Annotated in this window: 26 protein-coding genes; 12 read left to right on the plus strand and 14 right to left on the minus strand. The window is 70.0% G+C overall.

What is annotated here, in order from left to right; translation table 11 throughout:
* Positions 1 to 90: 90 nt before the first annotated feature.
* Both EHF32_RS15150 and EHF32_RS15155 read right to left on the minus strand, forming a co-directional pair.
* Positions 91 to 771 carry a hypothetical protein gene (locus EHF32_RS15150; protein ID WP_137418960.1) on the minus strand — a complete coding sequence of 227 codons (681 nt, stop codon included), beginning with the start codon at positions 769 to 771 and terminating at the stop codon, positions 91 to 93.
* Between the two features lie 261 nt (positions 772 to 1,032).
* Positions 1,033 to 1,839: a DeoR/GlpR family DNA-binding transcription regulator gene (locus EHF32_RS15155; RefSeq protein ID WP_137418961.1), complete on the minus strand. Its 807-nt coding sequence runs from the start codon at positions 1,837 to 1,839 to the stop codon at positions 1,033 to 1,035.
* Positions 1,840 to 2,069: 230 nt separating this feature from the next.
* Between EHF32_RS15155 and EHF32_RS15160 the strand changes: the two genes are divergently transcribed.
* The 7 genes from EHF32_RS15160 to EHF32_RS15190 all read left to right on the plus strand — a co-directional run bounded on the left by EHF32_RS15160 (position 2,070) and on the right by EHF32_RS15190 (position 8,952).
* Positions 2,070 to 3,365: an ABC transporter substrate-binding protein gene (locus EHF32_RS15160; RefSeq protein ID WP_137418962.1), complete on the plus strand. Its 1,296-nt coding sequence runs from the start codon at positions 2,070 to 2,072 to the stop codon at positions 3,363 to 3,365.
* A 67-nt stretch (positions 3,366 to 3,432) separates the two neighbouring features.
* Complete coding sequence (locus EHF32_RS15165) at positions 3,433 to 4,362, plus strand: carbohydrate ABC transporter permease (RefSeq protein ID WP_137418963.1); 930 nt, start codon at positions 3,433 to 3,435, stop codon at positions 4,360 to 4,362.
* A 1-nt stretch (position 4,363) separates the two neighbouring features.
* Positions 4,364 to 5,209 carry a carbohydrate ABC transporter permease gene (locus EHF32_RS15170; protein ID WP_137418964.1) on the plus strand — a complete coding sequence of 282 codons (846 nt, stop codon included), beginning with the start codon at positions 4,364 to 4,366 and terminating at the stop codon, positions 5,207 to 5,209.
* 61 nt (positions 5,210 to 5,270) lie between these two features.
* The gene (locus EHF32_RS15175) at positions 5,271 to 6,134 is read left to right on the plus strand and encodes a ketose-bisphosphate aldolase (RefSeq protein ID WP_238343740.1); all 864 of its coding nucleotides are present in this window, start codon (positions 5,271 to 5,273) and stop codon (positions 6,132 to 6,134) included.
* Positions 6,135 to 6,167: 33 nt separating this feature from the next.
* Entirely contained in the window at positions 6,168 to 7,337 is a 1,170-nt protein-coding gene (locus EHF32_RS15180; protein WP_137418965.1) for an ADP-dependent glucokinase/phosphofructokinase, read from the plus strand.
* Between the two features lie 19 nt (positions 7,338 to 7,356).
* Positions 7,357 to 8,346 carry a class I mannose-6-phosphate isomerase gene (locus tag EHF32_RS15185; protein ID WP_238343741.1) on the plus strand — a complete coding sequence of 330 codons (990 nt, stop codon included), beginning with the start codon at positions 7,357 to 7,359 and terminating at the stop codon, positions 8,344 to 8,346.
* A 195-nt stretch (positions 8,347 to 8,541) separates the two neighbouring features.
* Positions 8,542 to 8,952 carry a DUF2255 family protein gene (locus EHF32_RS15190; protein WP_137418966.1) on the plus strand — a complete coding sequence of 137 codons (411 nt, stop codon included), beginning with the start codon at positions 8,542 to 8,544 and terminating at the stop codon, positions 8,950 to 8,952.
* Positions 8,953 to 9,000: 48 nt separating this feature from the next.
* Here the strand turns inward: EHF32_RS15190 and EHF32_RS15195 are convergent, their stop codons facing one another.
* From EHF32_RS15195 to EHF32_RS15220, 6 genes are all read right to left on the minus strand, one after another.
* Positions 9,001 to 10,371 (minus strand): NtaA/DmoA family FMN-dependent monooxygenase, encoded by a 1,371-nt coding sequence (locus EHF32_RS15195; protein WP_137418967.1) that lies wholly within the window; start codon positions 10,369 to 10,371, stop codon positions 9,001 to 9,003.
* Positions 10,372 to 10,443: 72 nt separating this feature from the next.
* Positions 10,444 to 11,076, minus strand: coding sequence for a helix-turn-helix domain-containing protein (locus tag EHF32_RS15200; RefSeq protein WP_137418968.1), 633 nt, complete (start codon positions 11,074 to 11,076; stop codon positions 10,444 to 10,446).
* A gap of 49 nt (positions 11,077 to 11,125) precedes the next feature.
* Positions 11,126 to 11,944 (minus strand): class I SAM-dependent methyltransferase, encoded by an 819-nt coding sequence (locus EHF32_RS15205; protein ID WP_137418969.1) that lies wholly within the window; start codon positions 11,942 to 11,944, stop codon positions 11,126 to 11,128.
* Positions 11,941 to 12,729: an ABC transporter ATP-binding protein gene (locus EHF32_RS15210; RefSeq protein WP_161594139.1), complete on the minus strand. Its 789-nt coding sequence runs from the start codon at positions 12,727 to 12,729 to the stop codon at positions 11,941 to 11,943. The genes EHF32_RS15205 and EHF32_RS15210 overlap by 4 nt, the downstream gene beginning before the upstream one ends.
* Entirely contained in the window at positions 12,726 to 13,733 is a 1,008-nt protein-coding gene (locus tag EHF32_RS15215) for an ABC transporter substrate-binding protein (RefSeq protein WP_137418970.1), read from the minus strand. Before EHF32_RS15215 ends, EHF32_RS15210 begins: the two co-directional genes overlap by 4 nt.
* 25 nt (positions 13,734 to 13,758) lie before the next feature.
* A complete protein-coding gene (locus EHF32_RS15220) occupies positions 13,759 to 14,841 on the minus strand; it encodes a FecCD family ABC transporter permease (protein ID WP_238343742.1) in 1,083 nt (360 codons plus the stop codon).
* Positions 14,842 to 14,931: 90 nt separating this feature from the next.
* Between EHF32_RS15220 and EHF32_RS15225 the strand changes: the two genes are divergently transcribed.
* Genes EHF32_RS15225 through EHF32_RS15230 form a run of 3 tightly spaced genes read left to right on the plus strand, consistent with a single transcriptional unit; the run spans position 14,932 to position 17,002 of the window.
* The gene (locus EHF32_RS15225; protein WP_137418972.1) at positions 14,932 to 15,561 is read left to right on the plus strand and encodes a hypothetical protein; all 630 of its coding nucleotides are present in this window, start codon (positions 14,932 to 14,934) and stop codon (positions 15,559 to 15,561) included.
* Positions 15,562 to 15,572: 11 nt separating this feature from the next.
* A complete protein-coding gene (locus EHF32_RS15835) occupies positions 15,573 to 16,049 on the plus strand; it encodes a hypothetical protein (protein WP_161594140.1) in 477 nt (158 codons plus the stop codon).
* Positions 16,046 to 17,002, plus strand: coding sequence for an alpha/beta fold hydrolase (locus EHF32_RS15230; RefSeq protein WP_161594141.1), 957 nt, complete (start codon positions 16,046 to 16,048; stop codon positions 17,000 to 17,002). The genes EHF32_RS15835 and EHF32_RS15230 overlap by 4 nt, the downstream gene beginning before the upstream one ends.
* Here the strand turns inward: EHF32_RS15230 and EHF32_RS15235 are convergent.
* Positions 16,980 to 17,387 (minus strand): VOC family protein, encoded by a 408-nt coding sequence (locus EHF32_RS15235; RefSeq protein ID WP_137418974.1) that lies wholly within the window; start codon positions 17,385 to 17,387, stop codon positions 16,980 to 16,982. The genes EHF32_RS15230 and EHF32_RS15235 overlap by 23 nt on opposite strands.
* Before the next feature lie 99 nt (positions 17,388 to 17,486).
* On the opposite strand from EHF32_RS15235, the gene EHF32_RS15240 reads away from it, so the two are divergent.
* The gene (locus EHF32_RS15240) at positions 17,487 to 17,753 is read left to right on the plus strand and encodes a hypothetical protein (protein ID WP_137418975.1); all 267 of its coding nucleotides are present in this window, start codon (positions 17,487 to 17,489) and stop codon (positions 17,751 to 17,753) included.
* A gap of 208 nt (positions 17,754 to 17,961) precedes the next feature.
* Positions 17,962 to 18,339, plus strand: a complete 378-nt coding sequence (locus EHF32_RS15245) for a PLD nuclease N-terminal domain-containing protein (RefSeq protein ID WP_137418976.1) — start codon at positions 17,962 to 17,964, stop codon at positions 18,337 to 18,339.
* Positions 18,340 to 18,739: 400 nt separating this feature from the next.
* Here the strand turns inward: EHF32_RS15245 and EHF32_RS15250 are convergent, their stop codons facing one another.
* From EHF32_RS15250 to EHF32_RS15270, 5 genes are all read right to left on the minus strand, one after another.
* A complete protein-coding gene (locus tag EHF32_RS15250; RefSeq protein ID WP_137418977.1) occupies positions 18,740 to 20,389 on the minus strand; it encodes a sensor histidine kinase in 1,650 nt (549 codons plus the stop codon).
* 88 nt (positions 20,390 to 20,477) lie between these two features.
* Positions 20,478 to 20,954: a hypothetical protein gene (locus EHF32_RS15255; protein ID WP_137418978.1), complete on the minus strand. Its 477-nt coding sequence runs from the start codon at positions 20,952 to 20,954 to the stop codon at positions 20,478 to 20,480.
* A 156-nt stretch (positions 20,955 to 21,110) separates the two neighbouring features.
* Entirely contained in the window at positions 21,111 to 22,955 is a 1,845-nt protein-coding gene (locus EHF32_RS15260) for an amidase family protein (protein ID WP_137418979.1), read from the minus strand.
* Positions 22,952 to 24,220 (minus strand): cohesin domain-containing protein, encoded by a 1,269-nt coding sequence (locus EHF32_RS15950; RefSeq protein ID WP_192900659.1) that lies wholly within the window; start codon positions 24,218 to 24,220, stop codon positions 22,952 to 22,954. Before EHF32_RS15950 ends, EHF32_RS15260 begins: the two co-directional genes overlap by 4 nt.
* A gap of 310 nt (positions 24,221 to 24,530) precedes the next feature.
* On the minus strand, positions 24,531 to 25,937 hold the full coding sequence (locus tag EHF32_RS15270; RefSeq protein ID WP_137418980.1) for an HNH endonuclease signature motif containing protein: 1,407 nt from the start codon (positions 25,935 to 25,937) through the stop codon (positions 24,531 to 24,533).
* Position 25,938 lies beyond the last annotated feature (1 nt).

The following is a 25,938-nucleotide window of genomic DNA, read 5'->3' on the forward strand; positions in this document are numbered from 1 at the left end:
CATCCGATGGAGTGCTCGCTCGGCGAAAGAATGCTCGCTCGGCGAGGTGGCTCTGTGCAGGTCAGGATCGGCGAGGTGGCTCTGTGCAGGTCAGGAGATGCCGACGAGACGCGCGATGGCACCGGGGTCCGAGGCCGCGGCCCGGTAGAGACCCATGCGGGCCTCGTTGGCCTCGTAACCGGCGCCGACACGCTGCTCGGCCGCGTGGTGCAGCGCGTAGACGCGTCCCGCATGGCGGCGCGGCGGTTCGCCGAGCACGGCCTGGTGGGTGAGGTACCAGGCGGCGTCCTCGAAGCCCCATCCGCGGAACGCCTCGTCCTGGCCGCCGTGCGCGAACCACGTCTGCGGGGTCGCGACGTAGACACCGGAGCACGCACCCTCGACGTACTGCTCGACCGTGCAGTCGACGAGCGGTGTGCCGGCTGTGTACTCGGCCGAGCCGCTCGCGCCGAGCCAGCGGTACTCGTCGTACGGCAGGTGCACGCGTCCGCTGGTGCGGGCGGCGGCGATCGCGGCGCGCAGCGGCTCCGCTTCGGGGAGGGTGTCGGCGTCGCCGATCACGACGACCGCATCCGGATGCGCGGTGCGCATTGCGAGGTTGCGGCAGGCGGCGAGGACGAAGACGTCGTCGTCGGTGTCGATCGTGCGCACCGACGCCTCGGGCAGATGGGTCTCGTACCAGCGGCGGACGAGCGCGAACGGTGCGCGGCGGGTCGGCGCGTCCCGCCAGGGGATCACGACCTCGACGGGGGGAACGAGAGCTGTTGACATCGCGCTCAGCATAAGTCCGTTCGGGGGCCCCGATGACCCCTTGCGCGCGCCGGCTTCCCGCTCGCCGGGTCACCGGCCCGGCGGCCGGCCGCGTCGCGGGCCGCGGGCATGGAACGGCCGGGTCGCAGGCGTGGGGCGCTGGGCCGCATCCGTGGGTCGGAGAATCGTGCGGATGTCGGAGGATGCGGGCCGAAACTTCCGACGCGAGGCGTTGTCTCCGACCGCACGAGTCGCACCGCCCGGCCCCGCGGGGACGGCGCCTCAGTCGCAGATGACCGTGACGCCGGCGGCGGCGAGGGCCGCGGCGAGGTCGTCTGGCGGGGGAGCGTCGGTGATGAGGTAGTCGGCGCCCTCGAGGGCCGTTACCTGTGCGAACAGGCGGCGCCCGAGCTTGGTGGAGTCGGCGAGGATCGCCGTGCGGTCGGCGCGCTGGATCATCTCGGCCATCATCGTCGAATCGCCGAGGTTGGATGCGGAATATCCGGATGCGTCCACGGCGCCCACCGCGACGAAGGCGATGTCCGCGCGGATGTCCACATCCGGTCCGGCCGAGGTCATCGCGAGGCTCACCGGTCCGGTCGTCGCCTGGGTGATGGTGCGCACGGCCCCGCCGAAGACGTAGAGGTCGCGGAACACGCTCGGCGGGATCTCCGCGGGGATCCGGAGGTTGTTCGTGGCGATCGTGAGGTCACGGTGGTTGCGCAGCGCCCGGACGAGGGCGAGCACCGTCGTGCCGCCGTTGATCATGAGCACCGCGCCGTCGTCGACGAGCTCGGCGGCGAGCTTGCCGAGCTTCTCCTTCTCCGGCACCTGCATCCGCAGGCGCACATCCAACCCGCGATCGCGGCCCGGCCCCTCCGACGCACTCATCGCGCCGCCGTGCGTGCGCACGAGCGCGCCCTGACGATCGAGCTCGTCCAGGTCGCGGCGGATGGTGTCGATCGAGACGCCGAAGTGCGCGGAGAGGTCGGCGACGGTGACCTGTCCGACCTCCTCCACGTAAGCGGCGAGATCCGCCTTGCGTCCGGCGGGCAGTCGGCGGGAGGTGCTTTTGCGCTGCGCGTCCATGGCCTCATATCTAGCACAGGACAGCACAAAACAGCGGAGTCAACCGCACGCAGCCGCAAACTTCTGGACCGAGAGTCCAGCCGTGCCGGGCGGAGAAGTCCCGTGATTCAGGGGGTCTCGTGACCAATCCGTGTCTTGACGGGATGCAGGCATCGCTGCATAATCTTGCTTAAACAGGCATGAAGCTGCAGAAATGAGCGGAATGCCGCACCATCTCGAAGAGGAGAGACATGTCCGCATTCCGGCGAGGACGCCGTACCGCAATCATGCTCATGGGTGTCGCGACAGCGACGACCACGCTTCTGGCTCTGACGGGCTGCTCGTCGGGCGGCAGCGGTTCGGGCGACAGCGGTGGCGACGTCACGATCGAATTCGCGCAGTGGTGGGAGCCCGAACTCCCCGACGGCGAGTTCCGCGCCCTCATGGACGAGTTCGAACAGGCCAACCCCGGCATCAAGGTCGACCTCGTGAGCGGCCCGTACGCATCGACGAAGGAACAGCTCTTCGCCGGCGCGGCATCCGGCACGATGCCCGACGTCGTCGGTCTCGACGGGGCGTGGGTCAACGACTTCGCATCCAAGGGCGTCATCACCGACCTGGGTCCGCTGCTGAAGGACGCCGGCTTCGACGAGAGCGAGCTGGCCGCCCAGATCAAGGTCGACGACAAGACCTACATGATCCCCGTCGTCAACTTCGTCTACCCGATGTTCACGAACGACGCCCTGCTCTCGCAGGCGGGTGTCAGCGCACCGCCCTCCACCCGCACCGAGTTCGAGGATGCGGCCAAGAAGATCACCGCTCTCGGCGGCGACGTGCACGGCTGGGTGCTGCCGCTCTCGCTCGAGGCGCCGAACGGCGTGCAGAACGACGTCATGTCGTGGGTCTGGGCCTCGGGTGGCACGATGCTCGACGGCGGCCAGCCCGACCTCACCAACGACGACGTCACGAGCGCCGTCGAGTACATCGGTGACCTGTGGGACGAGGGCGTGATCGCCCCCGGCAGCTTCACCATGAAGGAGCAGGACAAGGTCGAGGAGTTCACCAACGGCCGGGTCGGCATGATGATCGACTCGCTCGCGCACATCAACCTCATCCGCGAGAACAACCCCGACCTGACCTTCTCGATCTCGGCGATCCCCGCCAAGGACGGTTTCACGGGTGAGCGCGGCATCCCCTACGCCTCGTGGGGCATCGGCGTGGCCGAGAACTCGCAGCACAAGGATGCGGCGGCCAAGCTCGTGGCGTTCCTGATGAGCAAGGACACCAACTCGAAGCTGTCGACGATGGCCAAGGCGTTCCCCGGCAACACCGGCTCGGAGCCCGACTTCGTGAACGACGACGAGCTGTTCAAGACCGCGTTCGAGATCTACAAGGCGGGCTACCCGGCGAACGAGTTCACCGGCCTCCCCGTGGCCGAGGACCTCATGCGTCAGCTCGGCGAGCAGCTGCAGTCCGCCCTCGACGGACAGCAGTCCATCCCCGACGCGCTGAAGAAGGCGCAGGAGAGCTGGACGGCGGAGTTCTGATCCCTTTCCGCCACCGGGTGCCGCACCGCGCGGTGCGGCACCCGGATACGTCAGGAGTTGACCGAGCATGACACTCAGAACGCTGACCGCGCCGGACACGGAGACACTCGTCACCGGCCGTCCGCCCGGCAAGAAGCGTCGCCAGCTGCGGCGCACGACGGAGTCGTACGGCTTCCTCGCCCCCACCCTCATCCTGCTGTTCATCCTGATGGTCGTACCGATCGTCATGGTCGTCGGCTACTCGTTGCAGGACAGCGCGATCCTCGGACCCCCGCCGGAGTTCGTCGGCATCCAGAACTATCTGACGGTCCTCGGCGACCCGGGCTTCTGGAAGGCGACGGGCAACACGATCTTCTTCAGCGTCGTCAGCGTCGCCGCCCACCTCGTGCTCGGTCTCGGCTTCGCGATGATGCTCAACAGCCGCCTGCTCGGCGGCGTCACCCGCACGATCTTCCGCGCCCTCTACGTTCTGCCGTGGCTGTTCACCGCCGCCGTCATCGCGGTGCTGTGGCGGATGCTGCTCGCCCCCAACGGCGTCATCAACTTCCTGCTCAACACGAACATCGAGTGGCTCGCCTCGCCGCAGCTGGCGCTGGGCACCGTCACCTTCATCAACATCTGGGCGGGCTACCCGTTCTTCATGGTCAGCCTCCTCGCGGGGCTGCAGGGCATCCCGCAGGATCTCTACGAGGCGGCCACCGTCGACGGCGCGACCGCCTGGCAGCGCTTCTGGAACGTCACGGTGCCGCAGCTGCGCCCGATCATCATCAGCCTGGTGCTGCTGGATCTGATCTGGACCTCGCAGCAGTTCGCGCTCATCTGGATGACCACCGGCGGCGGTCCGATCGATGTGACCGAGATGCTCAGCACGTTCACCTACAAGCTCGCCTTCGCCAAGTACGACTTCTCGCTGGCGTCCACATCCGCCGTCCTCGTGCTGCTCATGTCGATGGTGCTGGCCGTGTTCTACGTGCGCCACCAGAAGGCGAGGGACTGACATGTCGATGACCACTGCTTCGCGCACCCGTCTCGCGCGCACGCTGCTGCTCGTGGGCCTCGTGGCGGGCGCCGTCTTCGCCGCCGGTCCCGTGCTGTGGATGCTCTCGAGCTCGTTCAAGCCCAACACCCAGATCTTCGAGAGCCCGCCGCGGCTGGTGACGGATGCGTTCTCGTTCGACGCGTACGTGAAGATCTTCACGAACGCGGAGACGATGCGGTTCTTCCTGAACAGCTACATCGTCGCCGGAGCCGTCACGATCCTGACGCTACTGGTCGCGATCCAGGCCGCGTACGCGTTCAGCCGCTTCGACTTCCGCGGCAAGCGGGTGCTGAACGTCGTGATCGTCAGCGTCCAGGCGGTGCCGCCGATCACGCTGCTGATCCCGTACTTCGGTCTGATGGTCGCCCTGGGCCTCTACAACACCTACCCGGGCCTCATCTTCACCTACATGGTGTTCACGCTGCCCTACGCGATCATCATGATGACCGGGTACTTCAACACCCTGCCGCGCGAGCTCGACGAGGCCGTGCGCGTCGACGGGGCGGGCTCGTTCACCGCGCTCTGGCGGGTGCTGGTGCCGATCTCGGTGCCGGGCATCGTCTCGGTCGGCATCTACACGTTCATGATCGCGTGGAACGAGTACCTGTTCGCGCTGACCCTGACCCGCACCACCGACATGCGCACGGTGCCGATCGGCATCCAGTTGCTCATGGGCCAGCACTCGTACGAGTGGAACCAGATCATGGCGATGAGCATCCTCGGCTCGATCCCCGTGCTGATCCTCTTCCTCGTGCTGCAGCGCTTCTTCATCAGCGGCCTGACCGCCGGCTCGGTCAAGAGCTGACCCGCGCCCTTCCCGTTTGTCCCGACGTCCCGTCACCCATCCCACTCAAGGAGAATCCATCGTGCTGTACACCGGTAAGTCCATCCTCGACGTCGCCAACGAGCACAACTTCGCCATCCCCGCGTTCAACATCAGCGACTGGGCGATGTTCAACGGCGTCATGGACATCAGCGAGGAGAAGCAGGCCCCGGTGATCATCGCGATCCACCCGGATGAGGTCTCGCACATCACCACCGACCTGATCGCCGCCATGCACTCCCGCGCCCACCGCTCCTCGGTTCCCGTCGCGATCCACTGGGATCACGGCGGCAGCTACGAGCAGATGATCGTCGCCATCCAGTCCGGGTTCACCTCGGTCATGATCGACGCCTCGCTCCTGCCGTTCGAGGAGAACGTGGCACTGACGCGCAAGGTCGTCGAGGCCGCTCACGCCGTCGGCATCCAGGTGGAGGGCGAGCTCGGCACGATCGGCGCGAACGACAGCTACGGCGAGTCGGGCGCGGCGGAGATCATCTACACGAACGTGGCGGACGCGGTGCGCTTCGTCGAGGAGACGGGCGTCGACAGCCTCGCGATCGCGATCGGCACCTCCCACGGTCTGTATCCGGCCGACAAGAACCCCGAACTGCGCCACGACCTGCTCGAGGAGATCAAGGCGGCCGTCGGCATCCCGCTCGTGCTGCACGGCGGATCGGCGAACCCCGACTCCGAGCTGCGTCGCGCGGTGGAGCTCGGCGTGAACAAGATCAACATCTCCAGCGACATCAAGGTCTCGTACCACAACAAGATGCGCGAGATCCTCGGTACCGACGAGCGGCTGCGTGAGCCGAACGCCATCCAGCCGGGCGCGATCGCGGCGCTGAAGGTCACCGCGGCAGAGAAGATCGACCTGTTCGGAGCGGCCGGCAAGGCCGCGCTGTACTGACCGGCAGGTCACGGGATTCACAAGGGAGGCGCCGTGGTGGGAAAGCTCGTCCTGGGGCTCGGCGGCACCGTCGACTACGAAGTTCGATGGGATGCGGCCGTGCTCGAGCAGCTGGCGCGCGCGTACGGCGTGCGCCGGGGCGAGCTGACCACCGCGGCGCCGATCGACGACGAGCGCGCGCTCGTCGTGACGGTGCTCGGCTTCCTTGCCGGCGGCGGCGGCGGGGAGCGGTTCGTGGCCGCATCCGACATCGTGACGCGCTTCGCCGAACGCTTCGAGACGCGCGTCACGCTGGGCGGTACGGGCGTGCGGGCGGGGCTCGCGCTCGCCCGGCTGGGCATCCCCAGCGTGCAGCACCTCGTGAGCATCGACGACAACGTGCGGCGTCTGCTGCCGCCCGAGCTCGCCTACATCTGCTCGGCGACCCGCGACACCCTCGACCCGCACCTCATCGTGCAGTACCCGGCGGGCGCGCGCATCGCCCTCCTCGACGGCGAGGTGATCGCGCCGGCGCCGAACCGGATCATCTTCGCGAACGACGCGCCCAACCGCGAGATGGCGCTGGCGCCCGAGCTTGCCGACGCGCTCGCCGATGCCGACGCCTTCCTGGTCTCCGGGTTCAACACCATGCAGGACGAGGCGCTTCTGTCCTCACGGCTCGACGACCTGCGGGCGGCGATGACGCGCCTGCCCGCCGATGCGCTCGTCTACTACGAGGATGCGGGCTTCTACCGCAGGGAGTTCTCCGACATCGTCCGTGCGCGCCTCGGCGACGTCATCGACGTGCACGGCATGAACGAGGACGAACTGCAGGAGTACGTCGGACGCCCGGTGTCGCTGACCGATGCCGCGGATGTGGCCGCCGCGCTCGCCGCGGCCCGGGGGTTGATCGGCGCCCCCGCGCTCGTCGTGCACACGCGGTACTGGGCGATCGCGACGGGACCGGAGGCAGGCCGACACCGCGGCGCACTCGAGAACGCCGTGCGGCTCGCGGCCACCCGCTACCGCCTCGGCGACGCGGCCACCGCGGAGGACATGGCGGCCACGGCCGGGTTCGGCCGGCATCCGGACGGGGAACGGGTGGTGGCCGAGGTGCAGCGCCTGGTCCCCGGTGCGGTGGGCGTCGCCGCGTACCGCGTCGACGTCGCCCACCCCACCACGATCGGCCTCGGCGACACGTTCGTCGGCGGGTTCCTGGCATGAACATCGGCGGGTTCCGGGCATGAGCATGATCGTGCGGCTGCCGTCGAACCGGCCCGCTCGGCGCTTCTACCGCGGTGGGCGGCAGATCACCGACTTCCGTCACGAGGCGCCCGCAGCGAGCCACGAGCCGGAGGACTGGGTCGCCTCGTGCACGACCGTGTTCGGCGAACGCGAGGTCGGGCTGAGCCGGCTGCCCGGCGGCGCGCTGCTGCGCGAGGAGATCGCCGCCGATCCCGTGCGCTGGCTCGGCGAGGCGCACGTCGCCCGATGGGGTGCCGACCCGCAGCTGCTCGTGAAACTGCTGGATGCCGGGCAGCGGCTGCCGGTGCACGCCCACCCCGACGACGCGTTCGCCGCCGAACAGCTGGGCCACGCGCACGGCAAGGCCGAGGGCTGGTACATCCTCCGCGGCGGTTGGGTGCACGTGGGGCTGCGCCGTCCCGTCGCGGCCAGCGAGCTGCGCGACCTCGTCGAGAATCAGGACACGGTGGCTCTGCTCGATCTCCTGCACACCGTGCCGGTGCAGTCGGGCGACGTGGTGTGGATCCCGCCCGGCGAGCTCCACGCGATCGGTGAGGGGGTGCTGCTGCTGGAGCTGCAGCAGCCCGAGGACCTCTCGATCCTGCTCGAGTGGCGCGGCTTCGAGCTCGACGGCGCCCGGGATGGGCATCTCGGCCTCGGTTTCGCCCGAGCGCTCGACGCCGTGAACCTGAACCGCCGGGCGCCCGCCGAACTCACGCGGCTCGTTCAGCACGCGCCCTTCGCGGCGCGTCCCGAATCGGTGTTCCCGTCCGAGGCCGACCCGTTCCTGCGGCTCGAGCGGCATCGCGTGACGGATGCGGTGCGTCTCGCCGCGGGCTTCGCGGTGCTCGTGGTGACCCGCGGCGCGCTCGAGATCGCCGGCGGGTCCGCGCCGGCGGGGAGCGTGTTCCTCGTTCCGGCCGCGGAGGGCCAGGTTGTGGTGAGAGGGGACGGCGAGGTGCTCGTCGCCCGCCCACCCGCGCCCTGACCGGGCGTGCCGACCCGTCTGTCCGTGCGTCCATCCGCATCCGCCGGTCGGAGAATCGCGCGGATGTCGGAGGATCGGGGCCGAAACCTCCGACTTCTGGCCTCATCTCCGACGTTCGCGAGCGGATGCGGGTGCCGCCGCATCCGTCCCTCGGGAACGGAAGCCATGCGGGTGCCGCCCGCCTAGGCTCGGGGCATGACGGATGCGCTGCTCGCCCACCTCGCTGCCACCTCGACCGTGACCGTCGTCACGACCCGCCGCGACGGGAGCGCGGTGGCCACGCCGATCTGGGCCGTCGTCGTCGGTGACGCCGCCTACGTCCGCGCCGCGTACGGGGACAGGACGGCGTGGTTCCGCCGCGCCGAGTCGGGGCGTCCGGCGGCGTTCACCCTCGCCGACGGCGCGCGTGCCGAGCAGGATCCGGTGGCGGCGCTCGACGACCCGCGGGTCGCGGTGACGTTCGCGCGCGTGGCCGCCGACGACCCGGTGCAGGATGCGGTCTCCGCCGCCTACGAGGCGAAGTACGCGGCCGACTTCCCCGAGCATGTGCCGCCCGTGGTCAGCGCCGAGTCGCTCCGGCACACGCTCGTCGTCCGCCCCGCCTGAGCGAGCTGGCGGGAGCCCGTCGGATGCGGGAGCCCGCCGGGGCGCGCGTCAGCGACGGTAACGGGCGGCGGGGTGCCAGTCGGGAAGGCGCGGGCCGTCGGCATCCGTGAGCATCTCGCGGAGCGTTCCGGTGCGGGGCGTCTCGGGCAGCAGGCCCCGGCGGCGCAGTTCCGGCATGAGCTGATCGGTGAACTCCGTGTAGCCCTCGATGCCGCCGTACCAGTTCTCGACGAGGAAGCCGTCGACGTCGGTCTCGGCCACGAACGCCTCGACCTGGTCGGCGACGGAGGTGACGGTGCCGGTGAACTTCATGCCGCCGAACGTGGCGGGCAGCGAGTCGAGGATCTCGCCGATCGTCGGGCTCGTGCCGTCGGGATTGCGCCACATGGCGAGCATCGTGTGCCCGACCTCGGTCGAGACGTCGTCGAGCGTCGCCTCGGGGTCGAGCTGGGCGAGGTCCACGCCCGACCACCCGAGGAACAGCGCGGCCGTGGCCTCGCGGGTGGCGGTCGTGTTGAGCTCGGCGCGCAGGCGCTCGGCCTCTTCCTCGGTGTCGGCGATGATGAACGACGCCCCGTTGACGACCTTGATGGAGGATGCGGGCCGGCCCGCATCCACGGCCTTCTGACGCAGGCGCGCGATGCCCGCCGCGAGGCGCGCGGCATTGCGGTCCTGCGTGAACACGCACTCCGCGTACTGCGCGGCGAACGTCGTGCCCGCCTCGGAGGTGCCCGCCTGGAACAGTGTGGGCGTGCGCTGCGGCGATGGGGTCGCGGGGAAGTAACCGTCGAAGGTGAAGTACGTGCCGTCGCGACGGATGCGGTGCACCTTGGTCGGGTCGGCGAACACCTTGTTCTTCTTGTCGGCGCGGACGGCGTCGTCCTCCCAGGCACCCTCCCAGAGCTCCAGGTCGAGGTCGACGAACTCGGTCGCTGCGGCGTAGCGCTCGTCGTGCGGGGTGACCTGCGTGCGGCCGAGCAGACGCACGAGCGCCTGCTGGTTGTCGCTCGTGACGATGTTCCAGCCGATGCGCCCTCCCGTCAGGTGGTCGAGCGTCGTGAACGTGCGCGCGTTCAGCAGGGGCTGCTGCGCGGTGGTGGATGCGGTCGCCACGAACCCGATGCGCGGCGTCGCCGCGGCCAGCGCCGACATGATGGTGAGCGGGTCGTGCACGGGGAACTGCACGGCCTCGCGGATGACGGCCTCCGGCACCTCGCCGGCGTCGTTCATGGGGTAGCCGATGGCCTCGGCCATGAAAAAGAAGTCGAAGCCCGCCGCATCCAGCTTCTTGACCATGTCGGTCCAGAACTCGAGCGTGGCGAAGGCGGCGGTGTCGCCGCGCTCGTGGTGCCAGCTGTTGCCGATGAAGTTGGGGGTGAACTCCTCGAACGCGCCGAGGACGAGCTGTTTGGTGGGCATGCGGCCACGCTAGGAATCGCGTGTTTCGCGGGTGTGACCGCTGCTCGCCGTCGATGTAACGATTCGTGTGAGTTATCGCTGCGTGCTTGTCGCGGGCTCCGTGCCGGTTTCCGAGCCGCTGCCGTGGCGATGCGTCGCGCCCGCGGCGGTGATGAGCAGGAGCTCGGTCATGCCGCGCTGCGCGGCGGGCACCACCCAGGAGTGCTCGCCGCGCGCGTCGACCCAGAGGGTGTCGCCGGGGTGCAGCTCGACGTCGTCGTGGTCGGCGTAGCGGTAGATCAGGGAGCCGGAGAGCACGTGCACGATGTCTTCGCCGTCGTGCGCGTAGGTCACGTCCTCGTAGCCGGGCGTCAGCTCGAACCGATACGCCCCGAGCTGACGCCCGCGCGCGCCGGCGATGAGCTGGGTGTAGGTCTCGCCGTCGCTGTCGCGCATCGGGATGCGGGAGCCGCCGCCGGCGCGGACGACCTCCAGGCGGATGGGCTGCTCGGGCAGCAGCGCCGCGGCGGAGACGCCGAGGGCGCCGGCGAGGCTGTAGAGCGAGGCGATGCTGGGCATCACCCGGCCGTTCTCGACGTTCGTCAGGAACGGCTGCGAGACCCCGGCGGCCGTCGCGAGCGCGCGCGTCGAGAGTTGACGGCGCGTGCGTTCCTCTCGCACGGCGCGGCCGATGGCGGCGGCGGTGGGTGAGGGCTGCTCGCTCATGCGCCCAGCCTAGGTGAGGCGGAGTGCGCGATTCGTCAGCACTATCAGATCAGCGCACGGCGTAGAGCACGACATCGTCGAGGTAGCGCCAGACCGTGCCCGATTCCCGAAAGCCCGCGCTGCGCAGAGCTGCGAGGTGGAACTCCAGCGACACGGTCGGCGGGGCGACCCGCAGTTCTTCGCCCCAGACCCGCTCCCGTGCCGCGAACGCGTCGCGGTAGCGCTCGACGGATGCGGCTGCCGCCCACCAAGCGTCCCACGTGTCCACCTTCGACTCCGCGGCGTCGCCGGTGAAGGATGCGTGCTGCATCGCGGCGTCGTCTTTGGCCGCGATCGCGCGCAGCGTGGGCTCAGCGGCCGCATCGTACGAGAGATGGTCGCCGTTGAGCACGATGCCGCCGGGGCGCACCAGTTCGGCCAGCTCGCGATACACCCGCACGAGCGTCTCGGGCTGCAGCCAGTGGAGCGCGGTCGAACTGACGACGGCGTCGAAGGGTGCTGCGGCGACGGCGGGAGCCTGTGTCCACGCCGCATCCGCCAGATCGACCGCGACCACCTCGGCGTGCGTGTCGCCCGCGAAGGTGTCCGCGGCGATCTGCAGCAGGACGGGGTCCTTGTCGGCCACGACGAGGTGACCAGCGGGTACGTCGGCGCGCACGGCGTGCGCGAGAGATCCGGGCCCTGCGGCGAGGTCCAGGATGCGTGGTGCCGACGTGTCGTCGACGACGGCCGCCACGACGCGCGCGATGGTCTGGAATCGCTCGGCGCGGTGGCGGATGTACCCGGTCTGCTGCGCGTCCCAGCGGGCGAGCAACGTGCGGGCCTCGGTCAGTTCGGCGGAGGTTGCGGAGACGGTGGCGAGAGTCATGCGGGTTTCTTTCCGTGGAGGGGGTGTGCTGTGGGGGAGTGTCGGCGGAACGCGAGGGCGGTGTCGCCCTCGCCGGTCGGGAGCTCGAGGGTGCGGACGCGATAGAGCGGATCGATGACCGCGGCGGTGAGCACGTCTGCCGCGGAACCGGATGCCGCCACTCGCCCTTCGTCGAGTACGAGCACGTCGTCGCACACGTGCGCGGCGAGTTCGAGGTCGTGGAGGACGACGACGACCGTCTCGGCGACGCGCCGCAGGAGCGCGCCGATCTCGAGACGATGGTGGATGTCGAGGTGATTGGTCGGCTCGTCGAGCACGGCGTGTGATGCGCCGTGGGCGATTGCACGGGCCAGCCCCACGCGCTGCAGCTCGCCGCCGGATAGCTCGGCGACGCGTCGTCGTGCGTGCGGAAGAAGTCCGACCGCGTCGAGGGCGTTCACCACCCGGCGGTCCGTCTCGGCCGCACCGCGCACACGTGCCGACAGTGCGCCGAGTGCGACCTCGTCGCTGACGCGCACCGAGGGGTCGGGGTCGACGTGCTGACCGACGAAGGCGATCCGCTCTGCGGCCCACCGGCGGGATCGGCGACGCAGCGCGGTGTCGTCCAGCGCGACGGTGCCGCTGCGCGGGATGTGGGCGCCGACCAGGCAGCGCACGAGAGTCGACTTGCCGCTGCCGTTCGGTCCGACGATGCCGGTGACCCGGCCGGTGCGAGCGGCCAGGTCGACGCCGTGCAGCACAGGGTGCCCGCCCAGCTCGACGACCAGGCCGCTCGCGGAGATCACGGCAGGTCCGCGAGGAGCTTGCTGAGCTCGGCCGGTCCGCGCGTCGAGAGCACCGACGGCGGGTCGGTGTAGGGGAACGCGAGGGCGACGACGCGGCCATCCTTCACGGCGGAGAGGCCTGAGACGCCGGGCGCGGAACGGAATGCGTCGATCGTGGCCTGCGGGTCGCCGCCGGAGTAGAGCAGCACGATGGTGTGCGGGTCGCGCGAGAGGAGGTCTTCCAGGCTCGCATCGAACACACGCTCCGGAGTGTCGGTGTAGACGTTCTGCAGCCCCGCTGCGGCGAACACGGGGGTGACCATACTGGGCCCGCCGTAGGGCGAGAGCGTCGTGCCGCCGGAGGACACGTAGATTGCGGCCGCGGTGCCCTGGTCGGCGACGTCGGTGCTGCCCAGGTCCGCCCGTGCGTCGGCGATGGCGGACGCGGCGAGCTCGGGCACGCCGAGCATGGCGCCGAATGTCGTCAGCTCGTCCCAGACGCGTTGGAAGGTCGCCGTCTGCGTGTACGCGGGCGGTGGGCTCTGGCAGTAGGCGCTGGGGCTGTAGACAGGGATACCCGCCGCGGTGAGGGCAACCCGGTCGACAGCGCTTTCCGGGGCGATGACGAGGTCCGGTTGTGCCCCCAGGATGCTCTCCTGCGAGACGATCGAGCCACCGGTGGCGTTCTTCTGCGTCGAAAGCACGGAGAGCGTGTCGATCATCGCGACCGTGGCGGGTTGGTACAGATCCGCTTGCGGGGTGGCAGTGACGGCGACGACGCGGTCGACCGCATCCAGTGCCTCGAGCGTGGCGAGCGCATCGTTGTTGACCATGACGATGCGCTTCGGTGCGTGCGTGAGTGTCACGTCGGATCCGCAGTTGTCGATCGTCAGCGGGTACTGCGCGTCCGCCGTGGGGGAAGCGGGGGCATTCGACGCCGTGGATGCGCTCGTGCACGCGGTGAGGGATGAGGCCGCCACGACGACGGCGATCAGTCCCGCGATAAGGGGAGGGTGGGCTTTCATGGGGTCCTTTCGGGTGGGGACGGGCTCAGCTGTGACTGCGTCGAAGCAGCAGAAGGAGGACGGGGGCGCCGAGGGCGCCCGTGATGACACCGACGGGGATCTCCTGCGGGGCGAAGGCGGTGCGCGCGACGGTGTCGGCTGCGACCAGAAGTGCGGCACCCATGGCTGCGGCGGCGGGGAGCGCGAAGCGGTGCCGCGCTCCCGTGAGCGCGCGGGCGGCGTGGGGGACGATGAGCCCGATGAAGCCGACGCCGCCGACACCGGAGACGACGACCCCCACCATCGCCGACGTTCCGGCCATGAAAGCGAACCGAGCGCGTTCAGGATCGAGGCCCACAGCTCGGGCCGAGTCGTCGCCAGAGGCGAGTGCGTCCAGACGCCCGGAGAGCAGGGAGAGCAGCAGAAGGCCCACGAGGGTGGCGATCGCTGCGGCGGTCAGAACCGTGGGCTGCACACTCGTGAGCGAACCCAGAAGCCAGAACAGCACGGATCGCGCCGCCTCGGGCGAGTCGGTCCAGAACAGCAGGAAACTCGTGACGGCTGTCAGCGCGTAGCCGACGGCGAGCCCTGACAGCACGAGTCGGGAGGGCCCGCGTGTTGCCGCGCTTCCCGCGATCACCAGCACCAGGACGGTCGCCAGCACAGCGCCGGCGAGGGCGGCGCCCGAAAGGGCGAGGCCGGTCGCGGCGCCCGCTACGAGGACCACGAGGGCGACGCCGGCGGATGCGCCCCCGTTGATGCCGAGCAGGTATGGATCGGCGAGCCCGTTGCGGGTGAGGGACTGCAGCACGACGCCCGCGACGGCCAGTGCTGCCCCGGCCACGACGGCCATCGCGATGCGGGGCGTCCGTGTCGTCCAGACGATCTGGTCGGCCATGGGCGGGATGTCGGCGGGCATCGCAGACCCGGTGACGTGTGCGGCGATGATGCGCACGATCACGGCGGGATCGACGGGCACCGGGCCGATGCCGAGCGCCACGATGGCGACGATCAATGCGGCGAGCCACAGCGTGCCCACGGTCGCAACGGCATGGCGGCGCGAGGTCGCCAGAGCCGCGAGGACGCGGCTGCGCGGGGGAGGCGCCGCGGTCGCGGTGGCGTCGAGCACGGAGATCCGCCTGTCTTATTGAGAACCATTATCAACTATACGGGATGCGAGACAACACTTCTGACCGCGCCGCATCCGTACACTCGACGCGTGATCGATCTCGCCGCCGACGAAGCGTTCCGGGCGCAGGAGACGCGGATGCGGATACGGCACAGGACGCAGCTGCTGTGGGCGCTGGTGGGGGTGTGCGTCGTGGCGAGCACACTCATCTGGGCCCTGTGGGCGGTGCCGGTGTCGCAGTCGGTCGCGGCGGCGCAGCCGGTGCCGCTGGGACAGACGGTGGAGCTTCCCGCGGAGGGGGTGACGGGGGTGTGGGCGTCGGGCGCCGCACCGCTGCTGGGGCTCGTCGAGTGCCGGGCCGAGACCACCGACGGGACCCCCCTGCGCACCTGGTCGGTACCGTCGCCGGGGTGGGACGACACGCTGTGGTGGATGACCCACGGCGACGGCTTCTCGCCTGTGCAGAGCATTGCGGATGCGGGCGGGGCTGCCGCATCCGTGACCTGTCGGTCGCAGATCGACGCCTACGACGGCGAGTTCCTGCTGGCCGGCGACGTGACAGGCGCGGGCGGCGGCGTGGGCCTCGGGCGGATGGGCAACATCGACTATCCCACCGGCACGCTCCTTGCGCTCGGCGCCGTGGGGCTGCCGCTGTTCGCATTCCTCATGACGATCGTGCTGCTCGTGCAGGGCCTGCACGCCCGCCGCTCGGACCGATAGCCTCGATCGGTATGAGCGCCGTCACCTATAGCTGTGTCGAGCCGGACTGCGGATGGCGGCAGGCCGTGCCGTCGCGTCGCGCGCGTTCGACGGATGCGGTGCGTGAGCGCACCGAGCACGGTGACGTCCACGGGCATGACGCGAGCTTCGCCGTGCGGGAGCGCTGGGCGTGGCTGTGGCCCCTGTTCGCCCTCAACCTCGTGTGGCTGGCTGTGAGCGTGTACGCGGCGGTGACTGGCGACTTCGCGGTGAGTGTCTTCGCGCCTCAGGTGGCGATGCTCCAGGCATGGTGGATCGCCGCGATCGAGATCGTGATCATCGCGGTCGGTACCTTCTCCTACGCGTCGACTGTGCCCGCCGGCGCGTCCTTCTGGCGTCGCGCGTTCGCGGGACTCACGATGTCCGCCTTCCTCGTGATGATCGGCAACGCCGTGGCGGCCTTCGCGCTCCTGTTGTTCATCGGCTCGTTGTTCGCGTCCTCACCGTGACGGCCGCATCCGCACCCGTCGTCGACGTGCGCCGCGTCGCATGCGGCACGGCCTACACGCGCGTGTCCTCCATCCGGGCGGAGGGGGAGCGCTCCTTCGTGCTCGTCGCGGGAATCGGCGTCGCGGCGACCTACTTCGAGCGCCTGGCTCCGCAGCTGAACGAGTTCGGTGCGGTGCACGCGCTCGACCTGCCCGGGTTCGGCGGTGTGCCGCATCCGGAATCCGCCATGTCTATCGCGCAGTACGCGGATGCGGTGGAGGCGGTGCTCGACGAGCTCGCGCTGGTGGACCCCGTGCTCGTCGGGCACTCGATGGGCACGCAGATCGTGAGCGAGGTCGCGCGGCGGCGGCCGGAGATCTCGACGCTCGTGCTCATCGGCCCGGTCGTCGACCCCGAGGCGCGTCGGCTTCCGCGGCTCGCGCTGCGGTTCCTGCGATCGACGTGGCACGAACCGCTCAAGATCAAGGTGCTGGCGGTGGGTGCCTACCTGCTGTGCGGCCCGCGATGGTTTCTGCGGGTGCTGCCGGAGATGATGCGGTTTCCGATCGAGGAGCTGTTCGCCGACATCCGTGCTCACACGCTCGTCATCCGCGGCGAGCACGACGACGTGGTGCCGCGCGCGTGGGTCGAGCGCGTGGCGCGCGAGATCCCGTTCGCGTCGACGTGGGAGATCGGAGGCGCGGCGCATTCCGTCATGCACGGGCATGCCGAGGGTGTCGCGCGGCTGTGCGTCGCGTTCGCGCGGACGCCCAGAGACACCGACGGCGAACTCAACCTCATGCCGGATGAGGAGGCCGAGACGCCCGAGCCGCGCGCGGCGAGCGTGTCGGCCGCGTTCCGCGCGTTCGCGGCGCGGTTCGTCGAGTTCGTGGGCGTGGTGCGCCGGGACGATCGCGAGGTGGCGCGCGGGAAGACCTCGCACGCTCGGATCATGAAGGAGCAGCAGGACTGAGGGCTGCGACGATCTCCGCCTTGAAACCCGCGGAATTCTCCACCCAGCCCGCGTAGTGATCGGGACCGCCGGCGTGCGGATACCGGTCGTGGTACAGCGGCCGCCAGCCGTGCGCCTCCGCATCCGCCATGATGGCGTCGACCTCGTCGGTCGTGTCGACGGCGAAGGCGAGATGGTTCACCCCGGCGCGTCGCCGGTCGTGCGCAGGGTCGGAGAGCGCGGGCGAGGTGGTCAGCGTCAGGTATGCCTCGCCGAGCGACCAGGACTGACCGCTCGCCCACTCGCTCTGGGGCGTGGACCCGAGTCGTGTGAGCAGCCACGCCCACTCGGTCAGCGCCTCCTCCAACTCGTCGACCCAGATCTCGATGTGATGAATACGTGCCACTCGACGATTGTGCCGGGCATCGCAGACAGTGCTGAATACTGGGCGTATGCCCGCCTTCGACGACCGCACGACGGATGCGGCGACGTCGGGGCTGCTGCCATGAGCGCCGAGCTGTCCCGCCGACGTTTCCGGCCGCCGCACCTGGTGCTGTGGCGGCTGTTCGCGATGCAGGTGTGTGGGGTCGTGCTGATCGTGGTGGGCACCGTCATGCGCGTGCACCTCGCGGTCGTGTTCATGGCCTCCTTCCTCGTCCTCGTCAGCCTGCTGCGCGTGTGGTGGGAGCCGTTGCCGACGACCCGGTGGATGGCGTGGATCGCGCCGGTGCTCCTGGTCGCGGCCGTCATCGTCTGGCTCGTCGCAGGCTGAGGGCGGGCGGCCGGGCTGGCGGGCACTGGCCGGGCGGGCGGGGCGGGCCGGGCTCGCGGGGCTCGCCGCATTCGTCGGTCGGAAATTCGCGCGGATGTCGGAGGATTGGCGCTGAATCCTCCGACGGGGCGCGGTTCCTCCGACGTACGTGCGGGATGCGGATGCCGCGACCGTTGCGCTCGGCGGCTTGCTGCGGCACGTTGGATGCATGCCGTTCCTCGCGCTGCTCCTCTTCGCCGTGATGGTGATCGCGCTCATCGACGCCATCACGCGCCGAGACGATCAGATCCGGTTCCTGCCGAAGGTCGCGTGGATCTTCTTCATCGTGCTGCTGCCGCTCGTCGGCTCCATCCTCTGGTTCACGTTGGGTCGCGAGTGGAGCGGTGGGCGGGAGGCCATGAGCTTCGGTGACCCGCGTCGCTGGTCGAAGGACGAGGCGGGCCCCGCTCCGGCCCCGAGGCCGCGCGACACGCGCACGACGGAGCAGCAGCTCGCCGACCTCGAGCGCGAGGAGCGCGCGGCCGCCCTGGAGGCTGAGATCCGGCGTCGCCGAGCCGCGAAGGACAGCGACCCCGCGGGAGCCTGAGCGCCGCGCCCTCCTTCTCCTGTCCTCTTCCTCCACGGCAGGCGCCGGGTCTTCCGTGGCAGGCTCGGCCGCCCCCTTCGCTTTTTCCTGCTCGTCGAGCTGGGCCCGAACTCCTGCAGAAGTGCGTGTGGGGGCGGAATCGGTGGGGCGGGAGGGTGGATCTGCAGGAGTTCGGGCTGCGCCGGGTGAGCTGGGGGGTGGAGCGCTGAGGGTGCGTGACTGGGCCGGCGCCTCTCGATCGGATACGGGGTCCCGCCGGGTGTGGTGCGGGCGGAGCGCTGGGCCCTAACTCCTGCAGAACTGAGTGCGGGGTCGGGGTCTGAGGGGGGTCCGGCGGTTTTGCAGGAGTTCGGGCGCGCCGAGGGGCGGTGTCACCGGCGGGGAAGAAGCGGGCCCGGGGTCAGGCCTGGCTGACCGTGTAGGGATGCTGGGGGACGTCGAGCGTGAAGGTCGTGTGTTCGTCGTGGACGCTGTCGATGTGGATGTGGCCGCCGTGCGCCGCCACGATCGCGCGCACGTTGGTGAGGCCGAGCCCGAACCCCTGGATCGCCTGGGCGCGTGCGTACGGCGCGCGGTAGAAGCGGTCGAACGCGCGGCGCTGTTCGCTGGGCGCGATCCCGTGCCCGGAGTTGGTGACGGCGATCGTGACGCGGCGTCCGACGAGACCGTAGCGGACGGTGACGACGGAGTTCTGATCGCCGAACTTGATGGCGTTGGTGAGCAGCTCGGCGATGGCACTCGCCAACTGCTCGCCGTCCGCGAAGACGGACAGGGTGTCGGGTCCGGTGATCTGAACGACGACATCGAGGCTGTCGGCGAGACGACGTGTTCTCTCTGCGGCATCCCGGACGAGCTCGGCGGCGTCGTTGCTGGCCCAGCTCGGCGGCTTGGCTCCGTCGTTCGCGGCCAGGAGGTCCCGCACGCGGTCGAGCAGGTCGTCGGTCTTGCGGGTGACGATGTCGATGTAGCCGTGCACCTTCGTGTCGGCGGGGTCGACGGCGTCATCGATCAGATCGAGGAAGCCGGTGATGCTCGTGATGGGGGTGCGCAGCTCGTGCGACACCGTGCGCAGGAACTGCTCGCGCACCTCGATCGCATCCGCCAGCTCGGTCACGTCGTAGGCGACGACGACGGTTCCGAGCAGCACGCCGTCCTCGCGGTGCACGCGTCCCGATGAGGCGATGATCGCCACCTGCGAGTCGGGCGGCCCGATCCACTCCAAGTGGTCGGCGATCGTCTCGCCGCGCAGGGCCCTCGGGATGATCTGCTCGTCGTCCGGGATGCGGGTGACGCGGTCGGCGCTGAAGGCGTGCTCGCCGCTGTAGGGCGGGGTGTCGAGTCGGAAGCCCGCGACATCGGTCATTCGGCGCGCGGTGGTGTTCGCGACGTCCAGGCGGCCATCGGCGTCGTAGAAGGCCACCCCCGCGCTCACGGTGTTCAGGATGCCGCGGGCGATCGCCTCCGCATCCCTCGCGTCGCGGAGCGCGTCGGACTGCGCACGGGACGCCGCGGCGAGGCGCGCCCCGTTGCGGCGCAGCTGGTTGGCGGCGATGTAGACGATGACCGCGACGCCGAGGATGAGAACGGGAAAGGTGACGACGTTCGCCCACTCGGCGGGGTTCGACGGCCAGCGTGAGATGTAGACGAAGCGGAACGACGTGATGAAGGCGGCGCCGATGACGGCGACGATCATGCCGTACCAGCGGAATCCGTAGGCCAACCACAGCAGGGGGAAGAGCGCGAGGATCGTGACCGCGGGCACCAGCGGTGCGAGTTCCGCGCGCAGGAACGCGACGGTGACGATGTCGAGCACGGCGATCGAGATCATGGCCGCCGGATGCAGGCGCTCCCACGGGACGGCGATGGCGGCGCACGTGGCGATGATGGTGAGCACGAAGCCCGTGACCATGGGCCAGTGCCCGAGCAGGGATGGGTCGACGAGCGCGGCGACGGCGGCGATGAGGACCGCGCCGAGGGCGAACGGCAGCTGCGTGCGCCCGAAGACGCGCATGCGGCCCCGGGGGCTCGCCTCCATCTCGAACAACGGCATTGCTGCTCCTCGGATCACCCCGTTATGAGATGACCATGCCATTGCCGGGGCGCGAGCGCCACAGCCGACGAGCCTGGCCGCCGCTGCGCTATGGGCGCGACGGCTTCGGGTAGGCGGCGCGGAGGTAGTCGGACTGCAGATAGTCGGAGACGCCGATCAGCAGGATGGCGAACACGATCTGCTCGCTGATGACCCACCACGGGTAGAGACCCGGGATCGCTGCCAGGACGAGGGCCACGATCGGGAAGATCCGGCTGAACAGCTGCAGGCGACGGATCGCCCAGTACCAGCCGGCGCGCGCCCGCCACAGGAAGTAGAAGAGGGTCGTGGTGATGCCGAGGACGACGAGGCACCGCATCCAGACGGCGAAGCCCACGTCTTCGCCGGATGCGGTGAGCCAGGCCGACGTGACGATGGTGGCGATGCCGAGCAGGAAGCACACGACGAGCAGGATCGTGATCGCGCGGAAGGCGCGGGTCACGCGGGGGTCGTCGGAGCGGTCGACGCGGTAGCCCGCCATGCGGCCGCCGGCGAGGCGGTCGAGGCGGAGTAGGAAGGTCTCCATGTCCTCAACCTTACGCCTTACTGAAGGTTAGGGCGGGATGGCGACCGGAGAAGTTCGCGGGGACAGAAGCCGGCGGGGAAGGTCTGTGAACGGGCAGAGCCGCGCGCGCCCCGCCCGCCGAAGCGGAGCGGGGCGCGCGATGGCCGTGCCGAATGCTCAGCCCGCGAGGTCGGGGAAGAGCGTTGTCGGTCGGCGGTGCTGGGTCTGCTGCTCGTACGCGTAGGCGAAGCCCAGGAGCTTCGACTCCGAGTACGGCTCGGCGAGGAACTCCAGGCCCATCGGGAACCCGCTGTAGCTGGTCTCGTCGAGCGTCGAGTCGGCGAAGCCCATCGGAACCGAGACGGCCGGGTATCCGCTGAACGCGCTGATGCGGTTGTTGCTGGCAGGGGAGCCGACCGTCCCGCCGGTGCTCGGGTAGATGACGGCATCCAGGTCGTACTGCGTCATGAGCTGATCGACGCGGTCACGCATCGCCTGCTGGGTGCGGCTGAAGTTCGGGTAGGCCGCATCCCGGGTGGCGTCGCTCGTCGAGGCCCAGCCGCGCACGGTGGCCGCCGACCAGGTGGAGAGGGTCGGGCCGCCGCTGGTCGCCGCGTCGGTGACCCGCTGCGCGAGGTCGGCGAACGTGTAGCCCGGCCGGTAGTACGCGTTCAGGTACTCGTTCATGTCGTGGGTGAACGAGGAGCTGCCCGGCAGGCTCGAGAGCCCATAGCCGTTGACGCTGCCGAAGCTCCCGACGTCGATCACGGTGGCGCCGGCGGCCTCCAGGTCGGCGAACGCGCCCCGGACGAGGCGGAATCCGACGGCGTTCTGGTTGCCGGAGACGAGGCCCGAGATGTATCCGATGCGCTTGCCCTGCAGCGCCTTCGGGTCGAGGGCCTGTGCGTACGACAGCGGCTTGACGCCGTCGGCGCCGGCGGTGACCGCATCCATCGGATCGCTGCCGGCCAGAGCATCGAGGGCGAGTGCCGCATCCGAGACGGAGCGAGCCATCGGGCCGACCGTGTCGCGGTAGAGATCCAGAGGGATGACGCCCTCGCGGCTCACGAGTCCGATCGTGGGGCGGATGCCGACGAGCGCGTTGAACGAGGACGGGACGCGCACGGAGCCGCCGGTGTCCGTTCCGAGTCCGAAGACGCCGAGGTTGGCGGACACGGATGCACCGGTGCCGCCGCTCGAGCCGCCCGGGTCTCGTCCCAGCCCGTAGGCGTTGCGGGTCGTGCCGTACTTGCTGATCGAGGATGCCGTGGACTGGGCGAACTCGGACAGGTTGGCCTTGGCGATGACGATGGCTCCCATCGCCTTCAGCCGCTCCACGGTCTCCGCGTCGGTCGAGGTGCGGTTGTCCGCGAGGCAGGCGCAGCCCGCTGTCGTGGCCATGTCGAGCGTGTTGATGTTGTCTTTCACCAGCACCGGGATGCCGTGCAGGATGCTGCGCGGACCGGTTGTGGCGCGTTCGGCGTCGAGAGCCTTCGCCTCCGCCATCGCGTTCGGGTTGGTGGCGACGATCGCTTCCAGCATCTCGGCCGGAGTGGCGGGGTCGATGCCGGCGACGCGGTCGTAGGCGGCGATGCGGTTGAGATACTCGGCGGTCAGCTGCTCGGAGGTGAGCACGCCGGCGGTCATCGCCTTCTGGACGGCGACGACATCGGTCTCCAGGATCTCGAACGGGTCGTCGTCGTACAGGTACGCCTTCGAGAGCGCGGCGACGTCGAGGACGGTGATCACGCCGTCGCCGTCGGCGTCGGCCGCGGCCACGGTCTCCCAGTCCGCGTCGGCGGACGTCTTTCCGACGGCGGTCATCAGGATGGCGAGGTCGTCGGTGTCGACCTTGCCGTCGCCGGTGAGCTCGCCGACCTGGTACTCCGGCGCGAGGTAGCTGACCGAGTCGTCGGCGGCGTAGGCGGGCGTCGCGCCGGCGACGAGGGCGCCGACGGTGGCGAGGCCGATCCCGGCGAGCAGCGTCGCACGGCGGACGGGGGCGATGGATGCGTGCGTCATTCGCTCTTCTCCTTGCTGTGGTTGCGGGACATCGTGAGGGCGATGACGGCCGGGATGAGGACGACGATCAGTGCGATGACGATCCAGATCCACCAGGCGAGGCCGTCGGCGGAGCCATCGGACGATGCCGCATCCGTGTCGACCTCGGGTGCCGCGGTGGCGGGAGCGGTCGGGCTGGCCGTCGGTGTCGGGGATGCGGTCGCCTCCGCGATCGTGATGGGGAGGGTCGCCACCACGGCGTCGTCGGCCAGGACGACGATCTCGTGCTCGCCGGTGGGGGCGGTCTTCGGGATCGTCGCCCTGAAGGTGAACGAGCCCGCCGCGTCGCTGACCGCGGTGCCGAGCACGATCGGGTCGGAGTGCAGCTCGATGCGATGAGCCGTGTTCGCGGCGAGGCCGGTGACCGTCAGCTCCATGGTGTCGCCCAGTCCGGGCTTCGAGGTCGAGGCCGCGATCTGCGCCGTCTGGTTGGTGGGCGCGGCGCTCGACTGGGGCGCGGCGACGACCGTGCCGGACGAGGGCTTCGCGACCGTCGTGCCGTAACCGCTGGCCGAGATGACCGTGGGGCTGCTCGGAGTCGCGGGCGGGTTCGGTGTCGTCGGGTTCGTCGGCTTCGTCGGTTCGGTCGGTTCGGTCGGCGCCGTCGTGGGCTCGGTGGGCGGAGTGGTCGGCTCCGTGGGGGGAGTGGTCGGCTCCGTCGGTGGAACCGTGGGCTCGGGGGGTGCGGGAACTCGGAACGTGAGGGTCGTTCCGGGCTTCTGCTCGATCCGGCCGAGCTCGCTGTCGACGAGGGTCACGGCGTCGATCGTGATCGCGGCGTCGCCCCACGCGGCCGAGGTGAACCCGAGCTCGCCGAGTGAGAAGTCTCCGACGGCTCCGCTCGAGGTGCCGAGCCGGGTGAGCGTGAAGTCGAGGCGGCCTTCGTCGCCGACGATCTCGCCCACGACGCTGTACATACCGGGGAAGTCGCTGGTGACGGCCTCCTCGTCGAAGGTCAGGCGGGACGCGTCGAAGCTCAGGCTGACGGCGGCGGCGTAGACATCGTCGGCGTCGGCGGTGTCGAGCGTCAGGGTGAGCGCGTCGCCCACGACGCCCTCGGTAGCCGACAGCGTCGCGATCGCGGTGGTCTTGGCGTTGGCCGAGACCGCGGTGGCGACGGCGGTGGCGGTGAGGGGGGCGATCACGAGGCCGACGAGCGCGGCGATGATCACTGGTCGTCGGAAGCGGGGGCCGCTGCGGGGGCGGCGGGCGCGGGAATCGGGCATGGGTGTACAGACCTTTGCTGCCGGAGCGTTCGGGTGACGGTGTCGGTGGAGCGGCCTCACCGTGTCATCGCTATGTGTCCCTTGTGTTTCCGCTGGGAGTGGTGAGGTTTCGCCCGGTGCTTCGTGGAACGCGCTCGGGGCGAGCGCTTCATCAAGAAAGCGGTTCTCACCGGGCAGTCACGTGGGGGCGATGTTCGCGCCGAGGCGGTGTCGTGCGGGAGTGCCCGCGGGCGCGGATCGACCCCGCACCCGCTCTGAGAACTGAGCAGTTCTACGTGATCGCAGTGAGCGGGGAAGCTGCCGGCCGGGTTCAGGCGGCGTTCTCCCAGGGCGGCGGGTCGTCGTCATCGTCGTAGCGCGATGGCACGCCGAGGGGAATCTCATCGGGCACGAAGTGCACCGTCGGCGCGGGCGGATGGTCGAGGTAGGGGCGTCCGAGCGGTGAGGTCCAGGCGAGGATCCCGTCACCGATCTGGGTGACTTTCCACGCGGTGAACTGCTTCATCGAGTGGTGTCGCTGGCAGAGCCCCGAGAGGTTGTCGAGCCGGGTCTTACCGCCGAGAGCGAAGTCGACGGTGTGGTCGTGCTCGCAGCGGATGGCCGGCACTCGGCATCCGGGAAAACGGCAGTGCGCGTCGCGGGCGCGAAGCCGGCGGCGGAGGGCCGGGGTGGGCTGGTAGCGGTCGGTTGCGAGGATCTCGCCGCTGACGGGGTGGGTCAGGATGCGGTCCCAGCCGGACTCGGCGCCGACCAGGCGTCGGGCGGTGTCGGCGTCGACGGGGCTGCGGCCGGCAAGATCGGCAGGATACTCGTGGGTTCCCGCGAGCGCGAGCACCGGCACGACGACCTGCACGTGTGCGCGGATCGCGCCGAGCACGCCGGGGCGATCGTCGGTGCGTGTGGGGTCGGCGCCCGGCTGGGCGGTGAGGAGCATGTCGGCGAAGATGTCGGCGCGCAGCTGATCCATCGTGCGGCGGTCGGAGGCGAGGACCTCGTCGGTCTCGGATGCGGGCTCGCCCGCCGCGCGGGCGTCGCGCAGGCGTTCTGTCGCCCGCATCCGCTCGTCGTGGAGGGCTGTGCCCTGCTGGGTGAGACGGTTGTGGATGCCTTCGCCGAGGATGAGGGGCAGGATCGCCGTGAGCTCGCACATGCCGTCATCGATCGGGCTGACGGTGACGCTTCGTGTCTCGCGCGCTTCGACGTGGCGTTCGGTGAGTGTGCGCGGGTGGAGACGTTCGGCGAGCATGCGCACGGCCGGGCGCACGCGCCCGACGGTGTCGTTCTCGCACTTGTGGAGCGCCGCCGCCTCGAACTCGGCGCGGCTCTCGTGGGGGAGGTGCGCGCCCGCGTCGGTGATGGCGTAGACGTGGCCCATGGTGATGCGGCCGGCCGCGAGGGACTCGAGCGTGGCGGGGTACTCGTGTGCGATCTCGGCGGCCTGCGTCATCCGCCGCTGCATGGTGCGGTCGGCGATGTGAAGCGGGGTCGCCAGTTCGGAGGCGATCGCACGATGGGCCATGTCGCTGGCGGCAGCGCCGCGTGTCGCGCCGGTCGACTGGCGGCAGGCGAGCTCTTCTGCCCGCGCGAGCTCGCGTGTCATGCGCGCCTGGAGGGCGGCGAGTTCGGCCTGAGTCTTCTCGACCGCCGCGGCGATCTCGGCGAGCGTCGCCGCATCCGCGTCGGAGAACCCGACGGGGCGATACTCGTTCGAAGACATA

This window comes from Microbacterium sp. RG1, from assembly GCF_005347485.1.
Classification (GTDB): domain Bacteria; phylum Actinomycetota; class Actinomycetes; order Actinomycetales; family Microbacteriaceae; genus Microbacterium; species Microbacterium binotii_A.